This window comes from Paracoccus ravus (assembly GCF_004522175.1).
GTDB classification, from domain to species: domain Bacteria; phylum Pseudomonadota; class Alphaproteobacteria; order Rhodobacterales; family Rhodobacteraceae; genus Paracoccus; species Paracoccus ravus.
Genome location: NZ_SDEB01000013.1, coordinates 20,677 through 36,155, shown reverse-complemented (window position 1 = coordinate 36,155; position 15,479 = coordinate 20,677). Strand labels below are relative to the sequence as shown.

At 65.5% G+C, this 15,479-nt stretch carries 17 protein-coding genes and 1 riboswitch; of the genes, 2 read left to right on the top strand and 15 right to left on the bottom strand.

Annotation, left to right across the window (positions count from 1 at the left end):
* Positions 1-4: 4 nt before the first annotated feature.
* The 12 genes from ESZ60_RS11930 to ESZ60_RS11875 all read right to left on the bottom strand — a co-directional run bounded on the left by ESZ60_RS11930 (position 5) and on the right by ESZ60_RS11875 (position 9,766).
* Positions 5-736, bottom strand: a complete 732-nt coding sequence (locus ESZ60_RS11930) for an ABC transporter permease (RefSeq protein WP_134680849.1) — start codon at positions 734-736, stop codon at positions 5-7.
* Entirely contained in the window at positions 733-1,506 is a 774-nt protein-coding gene (locus ESZ60_RS11925; protein ID WP_134680847.1) for an ABC transporter ATP-binding protein, read from the bottom strand. The genes ESZ60_RS11930 and ESZ60_RS11925 overlap by 4 nt, the downstream gene beginning before the upstream one ends.
* Positions 1,503-2,171 (bottom strand): thiaminase II, encoded by a 669-nt coding sequence (gene tenA / locus ESZ60_RS11920; protein WP_134680845.1) that lies wholly within the window; start codon positions 2,169-2,171, stop codon positions 1,503-1,505. The genes ESZ60_RS11925 and tenA overlap by 4 nt, the downstream gene beginning before the upstream one ends.
* On the bottom strand, positions 2,168-3,106 hold the full coding sequence (locus ESZ60_RS11915) for an ABC transporter substrate-binding protein (protein WP_134680843.1): 939 nt from the start codon (positions 3,104-3,106) through the stop codon (positions 2,168-2,170). Before ESZ60_RS11915 ends, tenA begins: the two co-directional genes overlap by 4 nt.
* Positions 3,103-4,062 carry a HesA/MoeB/ThiF family protein gene (locus tag ESZ60_RS11910; RefSeq protein ID WP_134680841.1) on the bottom strand — a complete coding sequence of 320 codons (960 nt, stop codon included), beginning with the start codon at positions 4,060-4,062 and terminating at the stop codon, positions 3,103-3,105. The genes ESZ60_RS11915 and ESZ60_RS11910 overlap by 4 nt, the downstream gene beginning before the upstream one ends.
* Positions 4,059-4,655 (bottom strand): thiamine phosphate synthase, encoded by a 597-nt coding sequence (locus ESZ60_RS11905; protein WP_134680839.1) that lies wholly within the window; start codon positions 4,653-4,655, stop codon positions 4,059-4,061. Before ESZ60_RS11905 ends, ESZ60_RS11910 begins: the two co-directional genes overlap by 4 nt.
* Entirely contained in the window at positions 4,652-5,416 is a 765-nt protein-coding gene (locus tag ESZ60_RS11900; RefSeq protein WP_134680837.1) for a thiazole synthase, read from the bottom strand. The genes ESZ60_RS11905 and ESZ60_RS11900 overlap by 4 nt, the downstream gene beginning before the upstream one ends.
* A gap of 1 nt (position 5,417) precedes the next feature.
* A complete protein-coding gene (gene thiS, locus ESZ60_RS11895; protein WP_134680835.1) occupies positions 5,418-5,615 on the bottom strand; it encodes a sulfur carrier protein ThiS in 198 nt (65 codons plus the stop codon).
* Entirely contained in the window at positions 5,599-6,576 is a 978-nt protein-coding gene (locus tag ESZ60_RS11890) for an FAD-dependent oxidoreductase (protein WP_134680833.1), read from the bottom strand. Before ESZ60_RS11890 ends, thiS begins: the two co-directional genes overlap by 17 nt.
* Entirely contained in the window at positions 6,573-7,388 is an 816-nt protein-coding gene (gene thiD / locus ESZ60_RS11885; protein WP_134680831.1) for a bifunctional hydroxymethylpyrimidine kinase/phosphomethylpyrimidine kinase, read from the bottom strand. Before thiD ends, ESZ60_RS11890 begins: the two co-directional genes overlap by 4 nt.
* Before the next feature lie 69 nt (positions 7,389-7,457).
* Positions 7,458-7,562, bottom strand: a riboswitch (TPP riboswitch).
* Between the two features lie 42 nt (positions 7,563-7,604).
* Positions 7,605-8,603, bottom strand: a complete 999-nt coding sequence (locus tag ESZ60_RS11880; RefSeq protein WP_134680829.1) for an SDR family NAD(P)-dependent oxidoreductase — start codon at positions 8,601-8,603, stop codon at positions 7,605-7,607.
* Complete coding sequence (locus ESZ60_RS11875) at positions 8,600-9,766, bottom strand: nucleotide sugar dehydrogenase (RefSeq protein ID WP_134681015.1); 1,167 nt, start codon at positions 9,764-9,766, stop codon at positions 8,600-8,602. Before ESZ60_RS11875 ends, ESZ60_RS11880 begins: the two co-directional genes overlap by 4 nt.
* Positions 9,767-9,901: 135 nt before the next feature.
* Here ESZ60_RS11875 and ESZ60_RS11870 point away from each other — a divergent pair, with 135 nt between their 5' ends.
* A complete protein-coding gene (locus ESZ60_RS11870) occupies positions 9,902-11,419 on the top strand; it encodes an aldehyde dehydrogenase (NADP(+)) (protein WP_134680827.1) in 1,518 nt (505 codons plus the stop codon).
* A 99-nt stretch (positions 11,420-11,518) separates the two neighbouring features.
* On the top strand, positions 11,519-12,127 hold the full coding sequence (locus ESZ60_RS11865; protein WP_245155677.1) for an HAD family hydrolase: 609 nt from the start codon (positions 11,519-11,521) through the stop codon (positions 12,125-12,127).
* Positions 12,128-12,410: 283 nt separating this feature from the next.
* On the opposite strand, the gene aroQ is transcribed toward ESZ60_RS11865, so the two are convergent.
* The 3 genes from aroQ to ESZ60_RS11850 all read right to left on the bottom strand — a co-directional run bounded on the left by aroQ (position 12,411) and on the right by ESZ60_RS11850 (position 15,457).
* Entirely contained in the window at positions 12,411-12,851 is a 441-nt protein-coding gene (aroQ, locus tag ESZ60_RS11860; protein WP_134680826.1) for a type II 3-dehydroquinate dehydratase, read from the bottom strand.
* A 61-nt stretch (positions 12,852-12,912) separates the two neighbouring features.
* Complete coding sequence (locus tag ESZ60_RS11855; RefSeq protein ID WP_134680824.1) at positions 12,913-13,614, bottom strand: response regulator transcription factor; 702 nt, start codon at positions 13,612-13,614, stop codon at positions 12,913-12,915.
* Positions 13,607-15,457 carry a PAS-domain containing protein gene (locus ESZ60_RS11850; protein ID WP_134680822.1) on the bottom strand — a complete coding sequence of 617 codons (1,851 nt, stop codon included), beginning with the start codon at positions 15,455-15,457 and terminating at the stop codon, positions 13,607-13,609. Before ESZ60_RS11850 ends, ESZ60_RS11855 begins: the two co-directional genes overlap by 8 nt.
* Between the last annotated feature and the right edge of the window lie 22 nt (positions 15,458-15,479).

The following is a 15,479-nucleotide window of genomic DNA, read 5'->3' as shown; positions in this document are numbered from 1 at the left end:
GCGTTCAGACGCCGTAGCGCCGCCAGAGCCTTGCCAGAACCAGCGCAACGAGACGCGCGAAAAGCACGGTCATGACCGACAGGACCAGCAGCGCGGCAAAGACCAGATCGGTTTTCATCCGTCCATTGGCATGGATCATCAAGGCCCCGAGGCCCCGCGCCCCCCCGACCCATTCTCCGATCACGGCCCCGATCGGGGCATAAACCGCCGCCAGCCGCAGGCCTGTCGCCAGATGGGGCAGGGCGGCCGGAATCCGAAGATGGCGCATGATCCGCCCGCGCGATGCGCCCATGACCTGGGCAAGATCCAGCGCCGCGCGCGGCGTATGCGCGAGACCGTCGAAAAAGGCCGAGGCGACCGGAAAGAACACGATCAGCACGGTCACCGCGACCTTGGGCGCCATGCCGAAACCCAGCCACAGCGTCAGGATCGGGGCCAGGGCGAAGACCGGGATCGTCTGACTGAAGGTCAGGATCGGTCGCAGGATGGCGGTCAGTTTCGGGGAAAACCCCATGGCGACGGCAATCGCGGCGCCAAGAGCGGCGCCGATGAAAAAGCCCAGCACCACCTCGGCCAGAGTGGATCCGGCATGGTGCAGGATTTCGGCGCGGTTGAACCAGAGCGCCCGGACCACCGAGAGAGGCGAGGGCAGCAGAAAGGCGGGCAGGTCGCCCAGCCAGATCACGCCCTGCCACAGCGCAAGGACGACCAGGAGCAAGGCCGGGATCATTCTCATGCCAACATGCTCCGCAGCAGATCGGCCTGCATCTCCAGCACCGCCGCACTATCGAATGGCCGCGCCGCGCCCGCCGGTCGCGGGCCGGGAGCCGCCCATTCGGTCAGCCCTGTCTCTCGCAGCAGCAATATCCGGTCTCCGAGCCGTGCGGCCTCGGCCGGATCATGGGTGACGAGCAGGACCGTGCGGGAGGAAAGCAGACGGGCGGCCAGATCCTGCATCTGGATGCGCGTGCGGGCATCCAGCGCCGAAAAGGGCTCATCCAGCAGGACGATCGGGCGATTCTCGAACAGGGTTCGCGCCAGGGCCACGCGCTGACGCTGCCCGCCCGACAGCCTATCCGGCAAATTCTGCGCGCGATCCGTGAGACCGACCGCCGCGATCAATTCCTCGGCCGAGGGGCCGGACGGGGGCGCAGCCCCCCGCGCCGTGGCCCCCTCGATGGGGGCTGCGGCGCGCGGCTTCGCTTGAACGGGCTGCAACGTGCCGCGCAGACGTGCGCCAAGCGTGACATTGTCTGCGACGCTCAGCCAGGGAATCAGGCCGGGGTCCTGCCCCATCAGGGCGACGGGGCGGTCGTGGCTGGCTTCGCCCTCGAAACGCGCGCCGGTTTCAAGTCCGGCGATCAGGCGCAGAATCGTCGATTTTCCGACACCCGAAGGCCCCAAGAGGCATGTCCATTGCCCCTCACGCAGCGTCAGGTCGACGGGAGCAAAGAGCGGGACATCTCCGATCCATGCGCCCCCTCGGACGCGCGCGACGACGGTCATGCCTTGCCAAGCCCCCAAAAGGCCACCTCAAGGCGCGTTGCAGTGGCAAAGCGTCCGGCAAGCTGCTGCCAACGCGGGCTGTCCTCGGGTTTCGGGCCCAGCCGCTTGCGGATGGCCTCGTCCAGCAGCCTTCCGGCCGAGGCGCAGGCCGCCTGATACTCCGCCCCGGCATAGGTCTCGATCCAGTCCATGTAGGGCGTATCCGCTAGGCGCTCGCATTGAAGCCGCGTTCCGATCTCGCCATAACCCAGAACGCAGGGCATCAGCGCGGCGAGCAGGTCAAGAAAATCCCCGGACAGGCCTGCATCCATCACATAGCGCGTATAGGCGATATTGGTCATGGCCTCGGGCGTGCGCGTCATGGCTTCCACGTCGATCCCGGCTGCGGCGCAGGTCTGGACATGCAGGGACATCTCGTGATCCAGCAGGGCGTGAACCGTGGCCGCGCAGGCGCGCATTTCCTCAAGATCGCCCGCCTTGACCACTGCCAGCGCCCATGCGCGCGAGAAATGGATCAGGAACAGATAATCCTGCACCAGATAGGTCAGGAAATCGGCGCGCGGCAATGTGCCCTCGCGCATCCCTTCGACAAAGGGGTGGTGGGTATAGTCGCGCCAGTCCGGCGCGGCGTCGCGCCATTGGGAAAAGGTCTGGCCGTAGCTCATTCTGCCCCCAGATCCACGGCCAGTTCCGAGACCGGAAGCACGTTCGAAATCAGCCCGGACTCATGCAGGAAGGTCTCGAAGCGGGCATAGCGGCCCTGATCCAGCGCGGCGGGACTTTGCGAAAAGCGGGGCAGCGTGTCCTTCCAGGCGGCGGCGTTCAACTCGTCCTTGAGGTCGGGGGCAGTGGCCGAGAAGAGTTCCCATGCCTCTTCGGGGTGGTTGACCATATATTGCGCGCCGCGCTCGACGGCATGCAGGAGGCGCCGTGTCTTCTGCCTGTCCAGCACCTGCGGATTGGCGACGAAGATCAGCTCGTCATAAGTCGGAACGCCATGTTCCTCGATGTAGAAGCACTTCCCTTCGGCCCCTTCCAGACGCATCTGGGTCAGCTCGAAATTGCGATAGCCGCCAATCGTCGCATCCACCTGGCCCGCGATCAGCGCGGGAGAGAGCGACCAGTTGACGTTGACCATCTCGACATCCGACATCGCGAGGCCCGCGGTTTTCAGGATCTGGCCGACCAGCGCTTCCTCGACGCCCGAGACGGAATAGCCGATCTTCTTGCCCTTCAGATCTTCGATCTTCTGGACCGGCCCGTCGGCCTTGACCATCAGGCAATTGAGCGGCGTCGCGATCAACGTGCCGACGCGCGTGAGCGGCAGGCCCTCATGCACCTGCAGATGCAATTGCGGCTGGTAGCTGATCGCGTAATCGGCCTTGCCAGCGGCGACCAGTTTCGGCGGATCGGCGGGATCGGCGGGGGCCACGACTTCGACCTCAAGCCCCTCATCCTTGAAGAAACCTTTCTCCTGCGCGACGATGATCGGGGCGTGGTCGGGGTTCACGAACCAATCGAGCATCAGCGTGACCTTGTCCTCGGCCAGAGCGGGTTGGGCCAGCAAAGCCAGCGCGGCGGTCAGGGCGAAATGCTTCATAGGTCTTCTCCAAGGGCAAGCAGGGTGATCTCGCCGTTCCAGCGGCGGGAAAGTTCGTCAGCCGCGCGCCAAGAGCGCAGGCCGGAGCGGCAGGCCAGCACGACGCGCTGGCCGGGTTCGGGCAGAGGGCCTGCCGGGCCGTAGCCGGGCAGGCGCAGGGCTTGGGGCGTGGCTTTGCGGGGGGCCTCATCCTCGGGTCGCAGGTCGATGACCAAGTCGCTGTCGTGGATCTGGTCGCGGGCGATGAAGCGGGGGCCGTCCGCTTCGGGCGCGCCATCAAAGCGGAACTGGGTGAGACGGCCCTGTTCGAGGCGGGTGAACTGGCCCAGCGGCGAGGGCGCGAGCCCGAGCAGCGCCGCCAGCGCCATCTGCGCCTGAAGGCAGCCCAAAATGCCGACGACCGGGCCGAGCACGCCTGCGCTTGCGCAGGTCTGGCCGCTGTCGGGCGGATCTGGGAACAGCGCGCGCAGGCTGGGTGCGCCGCCGCAGAAGCCGCCGACATAGCCCGAAAGCCCCAGCGCCGAGGCCGAGATCAGCGGCTTTCCCGCCACAAGGCAAGCATCCGACAGGGTGTAGCTGGCGGCGTAGCTGTCGGCGCAATCCAGCACGATATCGGCCTTTGCCACCAGTTCGGGAGCGTTGGCGGGGGTCAGCGTTTCGACCAGCGCGTGGACTTCGACCGAGGGGTTCAGCCTTGCCGCGAAGCCCGCAGCGGCTTCCGCTTTGGGCTGGCCGATATCTTCCAGCCGGTAGATCGGCTGGCGGTGCAGGTTGGTTTCCTCGATCCGGTCGGGATCGACCAGCGTGATCCGCCCGATACCAGCGGCAACCAGATATTGCAGCGCAGGGACGCCAAGCCCGCCCGCGCCGGTGATCAGCACATGGGCCGAGGCGAGCCGGTGCTGCCCATCGGCACCGACTTCGGGCAGGATCATCTGGCGGGCGTAGCGGCTCATGCGGCGACCTTCAGCCATTCGCGGATGCGGGCCTCGGGGTCGGAGTTCAGGGTGATGTCGGTCACGGCCGAGGCGATATCGGCCCCGGCCTCATAGGCCAGCGCGGCGCGTTCGGGCGTCATGCCACCGATGGCGACCAAGGGCGTGTCCCCGACGAGGCGCTTCCATTCGCTGACGCGCTCAAGCCCCTGCCGTTCCCATTTCATCTTTTTCAGGATCGTCGGCCAGACCGGACCCAGCGCGATATATTCGGGCGACAGCGCCAAGGCGCGGTCCAGCTCGGCATGATCATGGGTCGAGAGCCCCAGCCTGATCCCCGCGCGGCGGATGGCGGGGATGTCGGCGATATCCAGATCCTCCTGGCCCAGATGGATGAAATCGCAGCCCAGATCGATGGCGTCGCGCCAATGGTCATTGACCACCAGAGCCGCGCCGTGTTCCCGGCAAAGGTCGCGGGCCAGAGTTAACTCGGCGCGCAATTCCTCGGGGGCCAAGTCCTTGATGCGGATCTGCACCAGCTTCACGCCCAGCGGCAAGGCACGCTTCAGCCAGTCGGTCTTGTCGAAGATCGGGTAGAAACGGGGAAAGCTCATCCAAGGACCGCCATGCCGAAGAGGGGGGTTGAGGGCGCTGCCATGTCGCGCGCCTCGATCGGGTTCGCGGCATGGGCCAGCTGGCCCGCCTCGATTGCCAGCGCCATGGCGCGGGCCATGGCGACCGGATCGCCGGCCTTGGCGACGGCGGTGTTCAGAAGCACCGCGTCATAACCCAGCTCCATCGCCTGCGCGGCATGGCTGGGCAGGCCGATCCCGGCATCGACGACCAAGGCCACTTCGGGGAAATGCGCCCGGACCGAGCGCAGGCCATAGGGATTGTTCAGCCCCCGGCCCGAGCCGATCGGCGCGCCCCAGGGCATCAGCACCTCGCAGCCCGCATCGAGCAGCCGGCCGCAGACCGAGAGATCCTCGGTGCAATAGGGAAAGACCTGGAAGCCGTCCTCGGCGAGGATCCTCGCGGCCTCGACCAGCGCGATCACGTCGGGGCAGAGCGTGTCGTCGTCGCGGATGACCTCGAGCTTGATCCAGGGCGTGCCGAAAAGTTCGCGCGCCATTTGGGCCGTGGTGACGGCTTCGCGGACCGAGTGGCAGCCGGCGGTATTGGGCAGGACCGGAATGTTCAGCCCCTTGATGAGCGCGTGGAAATCCTGTCCCGCGCCGCCTTCGCGACGCAGGCTGACCGTGGCGATGCCAGCGCGCGAGGCGCGAAAGGCCTCGGCCATGATCGCGGGTGAGGGGTAAAGCGCGGTGCCCAGCATCAGCGGGCTTTCGACTTCGGTTCCGTAAAAGACAGGCATCTCAGCCCCCCTGCATCGGGGCGACGACTTCCAGCGCGTCCCCGTCCTTCAGCGTGGTCGCCGCGCGGGCGGGCGCGGGCAGGAAGGCCCCGTTCAGGGCGGTTGCCACCTTGGCCTCGGCCAGCCCGATCTGGGCCAGCGCCTCCTGAACGGTGGGGCCGGTCAACTCGCGGCTTTCGCCGTTAAGTGTGATCTTCATCCATGAACTCCGGTCGTGTTCCGTTGGTGATGTAATCGGCGGCCATGCGGGCCACGGCGGGGGACAGAAGATAGCCGTGGCGGTAGAGGCCGTTTGCGTAAAGCGTGTTCCCCCGGCGGCGCAGGCGCGGCAGGTTATCGGGGAAGGCGGGGCGGGCATCCGCGCCAAGCTCGAGGATCTCGGCCTCGGCAAAGCCCGGATGCAGCGTATAGGCGGCGCTGAGCATCTCGACGGCGGATCGAGCCGTGACGCGGTATTTGCCGCCGGTTTCCAGCATCGTCGCGCCGATCATGTAGATCCCTTCGCCGCGCGGCACGATGTAGAGGGGAATGCGCGGATGCAGCATCCGCACCGTGCGGGTCAGCGTCACCTCGGGGCAGCGCAGGACCAGCATCTCGCCGCGCACGCCGCGCAGGTCGGAAAGCTCGTCCTTGGCGGAAAGCCCGCGCGCATCGACCGTGAGGCCCGAGGGTGTGCCTTCGGTCTCGATCCCGATGCCCCGTTCGGCCAGCCGGTCGCGCAGGGTCTGCAGCGCGGCGCGGGGATTGAGATGGGATTCGCGTTCAAAGAACAGCCCGCGCTGGAAGCGGCCCTGAAGCTCGGGCTCCAGCGCAGAGATGTCCTCGCCCGAGACAAGGCGGTGTTCCTTGGTCATGCGGGCGAAGCGGTCGAGATCGACCCGGTCGCGCGAGGGGGCAAGGACCAGCGTGCCGCGATGGGTGACTTCGGCCCCGTTCCGCTGCCACCAATCGGCGGCGTCGATGCCAAGACGGACGACGACCGGCTCGGCGCTTTCGGCCTCGCACCATGGGGCGAGCATGCCGCCTGCGCGCCAACTACAGGCATGCGCGCCGGGCTTTCCGGCAGGGTCGATCAGGCGCGGTTTCAACCCGCGCGCGGCAAGTTCGGTCGCGATGGTCAGGCCCATGACACCTGCGCCAAGGATGCTGACTTCGCTCATGTCCGCCCCCAAAGCGCGTGGAAATGGTTGACCGGACCATGGCCCAGCCCGACCGAAAGATCGTCGGCACCGGCAATTGCGCCCTGAAGCCAGTCATGGGCAAGGCTGACGGCATCGGGCACACTCATGCCCTGCGCCAGCCCCGCCGCGATGGCCGAGGAAAGCGAGCAGCCCGTGCCATGGGTATTGCGCGTCACCTGCCGCGGCGCGGAAAGCGACAGCGGCTCGGGGCCGATCAGCAGGTCAGTGCAGATTTCGCCCTCGGCATGGCCGCCCTTCATCAGCACATGGCCGGCACCAAGCGCATAGAGGGCCTGACCCTGTGCGCGCATCTCGTCGGGCGAGGCGGCGGGGGCAAGGTCCAGAAGCCGCGCCGCTTCGGGCAGGTTCGGGGTCAGGACGGTGGCCATCGGGATTAGCCGCTCGCGCAGCGCCGCGACAGCCTCATCCGCCAGCAGCGCATCCCCCGATTTCGCCACCATCACCGGATCGAGAACGATGGGAAAGGGCGCGGCCTCCTGAAAGGTCCTGAGCCGTTCGGCGACGGCGGCGATGCGTTCGGGGCCGCCGACCATGCCGATCTTGACCGCGCGGATGTCCAGATCGCCAAAGACCGCGTCGATCTGGGCCGCCACCATTGCGGGGCTGACCGGCTCGACCGCAGCCACCGTGCGGGTGTTCTGCGCGGTGATCGCGGTGATCACCGAGGCCCCATAGACGCCAAGCGCCGAGAAGCTCTTCAGATCCGCCTGGATGCCTGCCCCGCCGCCGCTATCCGAGCCGGCAATGGTCAGGGCGATGGGATGAGTCATGGCCCGCCTTTCGTCGTCAGCGGGTCAGGCGGTTAGGGGGATATGCACGCGCAGGACCGGAGGATCCGGCCGAGGCGCTCTACCCTTCCCTACGCCGGCATGACCCGGATCAGGTTCGATGGGTCGGTGCCCGGCACCTCTCAGCCCCGTTACGGGGCTCCCCAAGTGTAGAAATTGTGACGACAGGCTAGGGCCGAAACCCGCGCGCTGCAAGGGTCATCCGTAATAGCTGCGAAACCAGTCCACATAAGCGGCGACGCCGTCCTGCACCTGCGTCTGCGGCGTATAGCCAGTCAGGCGGCGCAAGAGCGTGGTATCGGCCCAGGTCGCGGGCACGTCGCCGGGCTGCATCGGCAGCATGTTGCGGATCGCCTCGCGGCCGGTCGCGGCCTCGATCGCGGCGATGAAATCTCCGAGCTCGACGGGCGCGCCATTGCCGATATTGACCACGCGATGCGGCGCGACCGGGGACAGGCTGTCCTCGGGGCCGGTCGGGGTGTCGCCCGGCACCGCATCCATCAGCAGCCGGATCGCCCGCACGAGATCGGTGACATAGGTGAAGTCCCGCCGCATGTCGCCGTGGTTGAAGACCTTGATCGGCTGGCCGGCGAGGATCGCGCTGGTGAAGAGCCAGGGCGCCATGTCGGGGCGTCCCCAGGGGCCATAGACCGTGAAGAAGCGGAACATCGTCACCGGCAGGCCGAAGAGATGGGCATAGCTGTGGGCGATGGCCTCGGTGGATTTCTTCGAGGCGGCATAGAAGGACATCTGCGCATCTACCTTGTCGGTCTCGCGATAGGGCATGTCCTTGTTCGCGCCATAGACCGAACTGGTCGAGGCCAGCAGCAGATGCTTCGGCGGATGGGCGCGGGCGGCTTCCAGAAGCTCGAACGTGCCGATGATGTTCGACTGCAGATAGGCGCGAGGATTGTCGATGGAATGGCGCACGCCCGCCTGCGCGGCGAGATGCACGACCATGTCCGGGCGATGCCGGCCGAAGAGATCGGCCAGCACTTCGGGCGCCTCGAGGCGCGCGCGGATCGCGGTGAAGCGGGGACTCGCCCGCAGCCGCACCTCGCGGGCCTCTTTCAGCGCCGGGTCGTAATAATCGTCATGCGCGTCCAGACCGATGACTTCGGCCCCCTCTGCCAGCAGATGCTCGCAGAGGTGGTAGCCGATGAAGCCCGCTGATCCGGTGACAAAGACGCGCATCAGTCGATTCCGTAAAGGTCGCGGGTAAAGACCTTATCCTCGACATCCTCAAGCTCAGGCGCAAGACGGTTGGTGATGATCAGATCGGCCTTGTCCTTGAACTCGGATAGATCGTTCACCACCGGGCTGTGATAGAAATGCGCGTCATTCAGGACGGGCTCATAGACGATGCAGGGGATACCCTTGGCCTTGATCCGCTTCATGATGCCCTGAATCGAGCTGTCGCGGAAATTGTCCGAGCCCGCCTTCATCACCAGGCGATAGACTCCCACCAGCTTCGGTTTTCGCGCAATGATCTGGTCGGCGATGAAATCCTTGCGGGTGCGGTTCGATTCCACCACGGCGGCGATCAATTGCTGCGGCACCTGGTCGTAATTCGCCAGAAGCTGCTTGGTGTCCTTGGGCAGGCAATAGCCGCCATAGCCGAAGCTCGGGTTGTTGTAATGGTCGCCGATCCGCGGATCGAGGCCGACCCCTTCGATGATCTCGCGCGTGTTGAGCCCGCGCGAGACGGCATAGCTGTCGAGCTCGTTGAAATAGGCCACCCGCAGCGCGAGATAGGTGTTCGAGAAGAGCTTGATCGCCTCGGCCTCGACCGTGCCGGTGAAAAGGATCGGCATGTCCTTGCGGATCGCGCCTTCGGCGAGCAGATTGGCGATCTCATGTGCTGCCGGGCTATGGTCGCCGACGACGATGCGGGACGGGTAGAGGTTGTCGTGAAGCGCTTTCCCCTCGCGCAGGAATTCGGGCGAAAACATGATCCCATCATAGCCGAACCGCTCGCGCATTTCGTCGATGAAACCGACGGGCACGGTCGATTTCACCACGATCACGGCCTCGGGGGCGTGTGTGCGTGCGAGGTCGATCACGGTTTCGACGCTGGATGTATCGAAATGGTTCGTCCGCGAGTCGTAATTCGTGGGCGTGGCGATGATGACGAAACGGGCGCCTTCCATGGCCGCGACGGCATTTGTCGTGGCCGTCAGGTTCAACTCCTTCTCGGCGAGCCATGCCGAAATTTCGGCGTCCTCGATGGGTGAGCGCCGTGCATTCACCTGATCGACACGAGATGCGTTCACATCAAGCGCAAGAACTGAATTGTGCTGTGCCAATAGCACCGCGATGGACATGCCGACATAGCCAAGCCCTGCAACCGTGATCTTCATAGTCATCCCATAGCTCGTTCTATCAGACCTTTAGCACGCGAAAATACCGGGAAGAAGGCAGATTTCCCCACTGCGCCTTGCAACTGGTATACCAAGATGCCAACTAGAGCCCGACCAACCCGGAGGACCTCCCCAATGACCTTCACCCCTCATGGCAAACATCTGATCGCTGGCGAATGGGTCGCGACCGAGCAGACCTTCCAGTCCGAACCGGCGACCGGCCCGGCGCATCCGTTCAGCGTTGGGACCGTCGAGCTGGTGAACCGCGCCTGCGAAGCCGCCGAAGACGCGTTCTGGAGCTATGGCTATTCCTCGCGCGACGAGCGTGCGGCCTTCCTTGACGCCATCGCCGACGAGATCGAGGCCCGCGCCGAGGCCATCACCCAGATCGGCAGCCAGGAGACCGGCCTGCCGGAAGCCCGCCTGCAGGGCGAGCGCGGCCGCACCACCGGCCAGCTGCGCCTCTTCGCGGAACATATCCGCAAGGGTGACTATCTCGACCGCCGCTTCGATGCCGCCCTGCCGGATCGCAAGCCCGCCGCGCGTCCCGAAATCCGCTTGGTCGAGCGTCCCATCGGCCCGGTCGCGGTCTTCGGCGCCTCGAACTTCCCGCTGGCCTTCTCGACCGCCGGTGGTGACACCGCCGCCGCGCTGGCCGCTGGCTGCCCGGTCGTCGTGAAAGGCCATTCGGCCCATCCCGGCACCGGCGAGATCGTCGCCGAGGCCGTCGCCGCCGCGATCGCCAAATGCAACCTGCATCCGGGCGTTTTCAGCCTGATCCAGGGCGGCCGCCGCGATGTCGGCACCGCGCTCGTGCAGCATCCGCGCATCAAGGCCGTGGGCTTCACCGGCTCGCTGGCCGGTGGCCGCGCGCTGTTCGATCTGTGCGCGCAGCGCCCCGAGCCGATCCCCTTCTTTGGCGAGCTGGGCTCGGTCAACCCGATGTTCCTGCTGCCGGAAGCCATGTCGGCCCGCGCCGAAGAGCTGGGCGCCGGCTGGGCCGGGTCGCTGACCATGGGCGCAGGCCAGTTCTGCACCAATCCGGGCATCGCCGTCGCGATCGACGGGCCGGAAGCCGACCGCTTCACCGCCGCCGCCAAGGCTGGTCTGGAAAAAGTCGGCCCGCAGACCATGCTGACCGACGGCATCGCGAAAGCCTATCGCGATGGCAAGGAGCGCTTCGAGAGCCGCAATTCCGTCAACCCGGTCTACCAGACCGAGTCGGCCGACCGCGTCGCCAACCCGAACCTCTACGAGACCACCGCCGAGGCCTATCTGCAGGACCACGCGCTGGGTGAGGAAGTCTTCGGCCCGCTCGGCCTGATCGTCCGCGTGAAATCGGTCGACGAGATGGTCACGCTGGCCAAGGGCTTCGAGGGTCAGTTGACCACCACGATCCACATGGATTCCGCCGACCTCGCCGACGCCCAGAAGCTGCGCCCGATCCTCGAGCGCAAGGCTGGCCGCGTGCTGGTCAACGGCTTCCCGACCGGCGTGGAAGTGGTCGATTCGATGGTGCATGGCGGGCCTTACCCGGCCTCGACCAATTTCGGCGCGACCTCGGTCGGCACGCTGTCGATCCGTCGCTTCCTGCGTCCCGTCAGCTACCAGAACTTCCCGGAAGAACTGCTGCCGGAAGATCTGCGCGGCTGATCCGCAAGGCTGCGTGAAATGTCATGCCACGGAGGTTTCTCCGTGGCATTTTCATGTCCGGACCCAAATCCGGGCATTCCGATGAGCGAGGAGATGAATGTGACGAAGCAAAGCGTGATCTTCGATCTGGGCGCGGTTCTGATCGATTGGGATCCGGCGCTGGCCTTTGCCGATGTTTTCACGACACGCGAAGCGGCCGAGGACTGGCTTCGCGAGATCGACTTTCTCACTTGGAACAGGCATCAGGACGGCGGGCGCAGCTTTTCGGAGGGGTTGGCTGCGGCCAGGGCCGAACATGGAGACAAGGCGCGCCATCTCGAAGGCTATCTTCACGCGTTTCCCGTCACGATCGAAAAGCCCGTCCCGGGAAGCTGGGAAATCCTTGAGGATCTGCGCGCGCGCGACGTGCCGCTTTACGCGCTCACCAACTGGGCGGCCGAAACCTGGCCCCATGCCCTGACGGTCTGGCCGCGCCTGACAGAGGTTTTCCGCGACGTGGTCGTTTCCGGAGAGGTCGGCATGCTGAAGCCCAGCCCCGAAATCTATCGTCATCTTCTGGAACGGAACTCTTTGGACCCGGCGCAATGCCTGTTCATTGACGACAGTCCCGCCAATGTCGAAGGTGCCCGATTCGTCGGGCTGGATGCGATTCGCTTCACCAACGCCGAAAACTTGCGCCGCGACTTGCTGAACCGCGAGTTTTTCTAGAACCGGGGCGTTTTTTTGGCATTTCACCCTGCGGTTTTCACGGATTTATCACAAGTCCATCACATAGCCTGGTGCATATTCGGATTGTCGAAACGCGGAACATATTCCCCCGCTTCCCTCCCTCCCCTGGGCCCCGAATTTCGACAGGAAGGCATTTCAACTTCGCCGATGGCAGCTTGGCGATGCAGATTGTTGGAAATATTTAAGGCAGCTATTTCAATTCCCTATGCTGGCATGAGAAATGCGCCCGCCCCCGCAAGGGCGGGCGCATCCTTGTCCCGGTTCAGACACCGCGCAGAAGCGGCGCAAGATGTCGCAGCGCCAGCAGATAGCCGTTGATTCCAAGGCCCGCGATCACGCCCTCGGCGCGCAGGCTGACGTAGGAGTGATGGCGGAAGCTCTCGCGCTTGTGGATATTCGAGATATGGACCTCGATCACCGGGGCGTCGAAGGTGTTCAGCGCATCGAGAATCGCGACCGACGTATGGGTCAGTGCCGCCGGGTTGATGACGATGGCATCGGCTTTGTGGCGCGCCTCATGGATCGTATCGACAATGACGCCCTCGTGGTTCGACTGGAAGAAGCGGACTTCGAGGCCCAGTTCCTTGCCCAAGGTGGTGCAGGATTGCTCGACATCGGCCAAAGTGGTGCTGCCATAGATTTCCGGCTGGCGTTGGCCGAGCAGATTCAGGTTCGGGCCGTTCAGGATATAGACGGTGGGCATGAGGTCCTCGGGGATCGTTTGCGGCGCAGGATAGTCGCGGCTGACCGGGTCGCAAGCGCGATCAGGCCGGCTCGGCCAGGAAGATATAGCCCGCGCCATAGATCGTCTTGATCAGACGTGGGCTTTTCGGGTCCTCGCCAAGCTTGGTCCGTAGCCGCGAGATGCGCACATCCATCGCCCGGTCGAAGCTGTCCCCGGCAGAGCCGCCAAGGCTTTCCAGCATCTGCGCCCGCGAGATCAGGCGGCGCGGATTGTCGAGGAAAAGACGCAAGACCTCGGCCTCGGCATGGCTGATCGGGTTTTCCTCACCCTCGGGCGAGGTCAGGGCGTAGCGCTCGAAATCGACGGTCCATCCGGCAAAGCGGATCAGCTTGCGCTCGCCCGCCGCCTCTCGCGCAGGTTTGCGCAACCGGGCGCGGATGCGGGCCACGACCTCGGCGGGCTCGAAGGGCTTGATGATATAGTCATCCGCGCCCAGTTCGAGGCCGGTCACCCGGTCCTGCACCTGCGCGCGACCGGAGATGATGATGATCGCGGCCCCGGTTTCGCACGCAAGGCGATGGACCAGCGCCAGCCCATCGCGATCAGGCAGACCCAGATCGATCAGGCAGGCATCGGGCTGGATGCGGCGCAAGGCGGCCTCGAATTCGGTGGCGCGGGCAAAGCATTGCGTGCGGAACCCGGCCTCTTCCAGCGCCGAGGCCAGCAGGCGACGAATCTCGGGCTCGTCGTCGAGAATTGCGATCAGGGGCGCGTCAGTCATCCGTCACCTTCATCAGGGCCATGGCCAGTTCGGCCTCGTCGAACGGTTTGGTCAAGACCGGAACGGTCAATGCGCTGCGTTGGGCCGCGTCCGGGGGTAGGGCGGTCATCAGCACCAATGGCAGGGGCGCATCCGCCAATTCCGCCCCCGAGCCGTCGCCCAATTGCAAATCCGACAGGATCAGCGACAGGCCGGGCAGATCGGCAAGGCGCTTCGCCTCGGCGAGGTTCTCGGCCTCGATCACGGCATGGCCTTGCGCCAGCAGCATCTCGCGGGTGGCAGCACGGATATTGGGATCGTCCTCGGCCAAAAGCACCAGAAGCGGCGTCGCGTCCCGCCACGGCAGGCGGATGGTGACCTCGGCCCCGCCTTTATTGGCAAGCCGCATCGTTCCGCCCGCCAGCTTGATCTGGTCATAGACCATCGACAGGCCCAGCCCCGAGCCTTGCCCACCCTTGGTCGTAAAGAAAGGCTCGGTCCCGCGTTTGAGGGCCTCGGGTGAAAAGCCGGGGCCGCTATCGGTGATGCAAAGTTCCAGCCAGCGTCCCGCCGCGCGGGCCGTGACGTGAATCTCGCCGCGCCCCTGCAGGGCGTCGCGGGCATTCAGGATCAGGTTCAAAAGCGCGTCCTGCAAAGCCCCGGGATCAAGCATCAGCCGCCCCTCGGGGATATCCTCGGCGATGGTCAGGCGGATATCCGGGCCTAGGGTCGGGCGCGTCATGGCGGCCAAGTCCCCCAGCAATTCCCGCAGGTCGACGGGTTGCGGGCGGTGGTCTCGCGCGCCGGTCAGCGCGGAGATGCCGTCAAGCAGCGTCACGCCGCGCTTTGCTGCGGCCAACGTCGCCTGCACATCCTCGGCCTGCGGCGGGGCCAGATCGGCCCGTGCCAGACGCGATTGCAGGCCAAGGATGATGGTCAGCAGGTTGCCGAAATCATGCGCCATGCCGGAGGTGACCTGCGCGGCAATCGCGCGCTTGGCGGCATGGGCCAAAGCCTCGCGCGATTGCACCTCGGCGGTGACATCGGTCGAAAGGATATAGGCCCCGCGCCCCGACTGGTCGGGGGTCAGGGCAATGCGGATGCGCCGACCCGAGGGAGGGTGGCTGATTTCGAAGACCTGCGGCTGACCGGAAATGGCGCGGTCCATATGGGGCCGGATGCGGGCAAAGGTTTCCGCGCCCAGCACATCCTCGCCGCTGCGGCCAAGGATCGAGGCCCCCGCGCCCGGAAAGATCGCCGAGATCTGGTTGTTCGAGAAACTGTAGCAATAGTCGCGATCCATATGGGCGATATGGGCCGGGACCATCGCGGTCACTTGGCGGGTACGCGATTCGGATTCGGTGGCGATGCGGCGGGCCTCTTCCAGCGCGGCATTGGTGGCGGCCAAGGCGCGGTTCGCCTCGGAAAGCCGCTCGGCATGGGCCAGAACCAGTTCAGACAACTCCTCGGAGCGGGCGCGCAGCAATTCCTCTTGCCGCTTGATCTGGCTGATATCGGTATAGACCGCGATCCAGCCGCCTTGCGACAAGGGTGCGCCTTCGACCGAAATCCAGCGGCCATCGGCGCGCAAACGCTCCATGTAATGGGGCTGAAAGGTCCGGGCCTGCGCCACGCGCTCACGGATGGCGGTCTCGGGATCGTCCTGCGGGCCATATTCGCCACGCAGGACAAGGTGGCGGATGGTGTCCTCGAAGCGTGCGCCGGTCTCGGTCAGCGCATCTGGCAGATCGAACATCGCCTGATAGGGCCGGTTGCAGACCGCAAGGCGCAGATCGGCGTCAAAGATCGAGATCGCCTGCGCAATCAGATTCAGCCCGGATCGGGTCAGATCCTCGGTCAGCATATTCCCCCCTGTCGGCCATGGC

Coding starts and splice junctions, on each gene's coding strand:
- ESZ60_RS11930 (WP_134680849.1), bottom strand. CDS start 736: ATGAGAATGATCCCGGCCTTGCTCCTGGTCGTCCTTGCGCTGTGGCAG.
- ESZ60_RS11925 (WP_134680847.1), bottom strand. CDS start 1,506: ATGACCGTCGTCGCGCGCGTCCGAGGGGGCGCATGGATCGGAGATGTC.
- tenA (WP_134680845.1), bottom strand. CDS start 2,171: ATGAGCTACGGCCAGACCTTTTCCCAATGGCGCGACGCCGCGCCGGAC.
- ESZ60_RS11915 (WP_134680843.1), bottom strand. CDS start 3,106: ATGAAGCATTTCGCCCTGACCGCCGCGCTGGCTTTGCTGGCCCAACCC.
- ESZ60_RS11910 (WP_134680841.1), bottom strand. CDS start 4,062: ATGAGCCGCTACGCCCGCCAGATGATCCTGCCCGAAGTCGGTGCCGAT.
- ESZ60_RS11905 (WP_134680839.1), bottom strand. CDS start 4,655: ATGAGCTTTCCCCGTTTCTACCCGATCTTCGACAAGACCGACTGGCTG.
- ESZ60_RS11900 (WP_134680837.1), bottom strand. CDS start 5,416: ATGCCTGTCTTTTACGGAACCGAAGTCGAAAGCCCGCTGATGCTGGGC.
- thiS (WP_134680835.1), bottom strand. CDS start 5,615: ATGAAGATCACACTTAACGGCGAAAGCCGCGAGTTGACCGGCCCCACC.
- ESZ60_RS11890 (WP_134680833.1), bottom strand. CDS start 6,576: ATGAGCGAAGTCAGCATCCTTGGCGCAGGTGTCATGGGCCTGACCATC.
- thiD (WP_134680831.1), bottom strand. CDS start 7,388: ATGACTCATCCCATCGCCCTGACCATTGCCGGCTCGGATAGCGGCGGC.
- ESZ60_RS11875 (WP_134681015.1), bottom strand. CDS start 9,766: ATGAAGATCACGGTTGCAGGGCTTGGCTATGTCGGCATGTCCATCGCG.
- ESZ60_RS11870 (WP_134680827.1), top strand. CDS start 9,902: ATGACCTTCACCCCTCATGGCAAACATCTGATCGCTGGCGAATGGGTC.
- aroQ (WP_134680826.1), bottom strand. CDS start 12,851: ATGCCCACCGTCTATATCCTGAACGGCCCGAACCTGAATCTGCTCGGC.
- ESZ60_RS11855 (WP_134680824.1), bottom strand. CDS start 13,614: ATGACTGACGCGCCCCTGATCGCAATTCTCGACGACGAGCCCGAGATT.
- ESZ60_RS11850 (WP_134680822.1), bottom strand. CDS start 15,457: ATGCTGACCGAGGATCTGACCCGATCCGGGCTGAATCTGATTGCGCAG.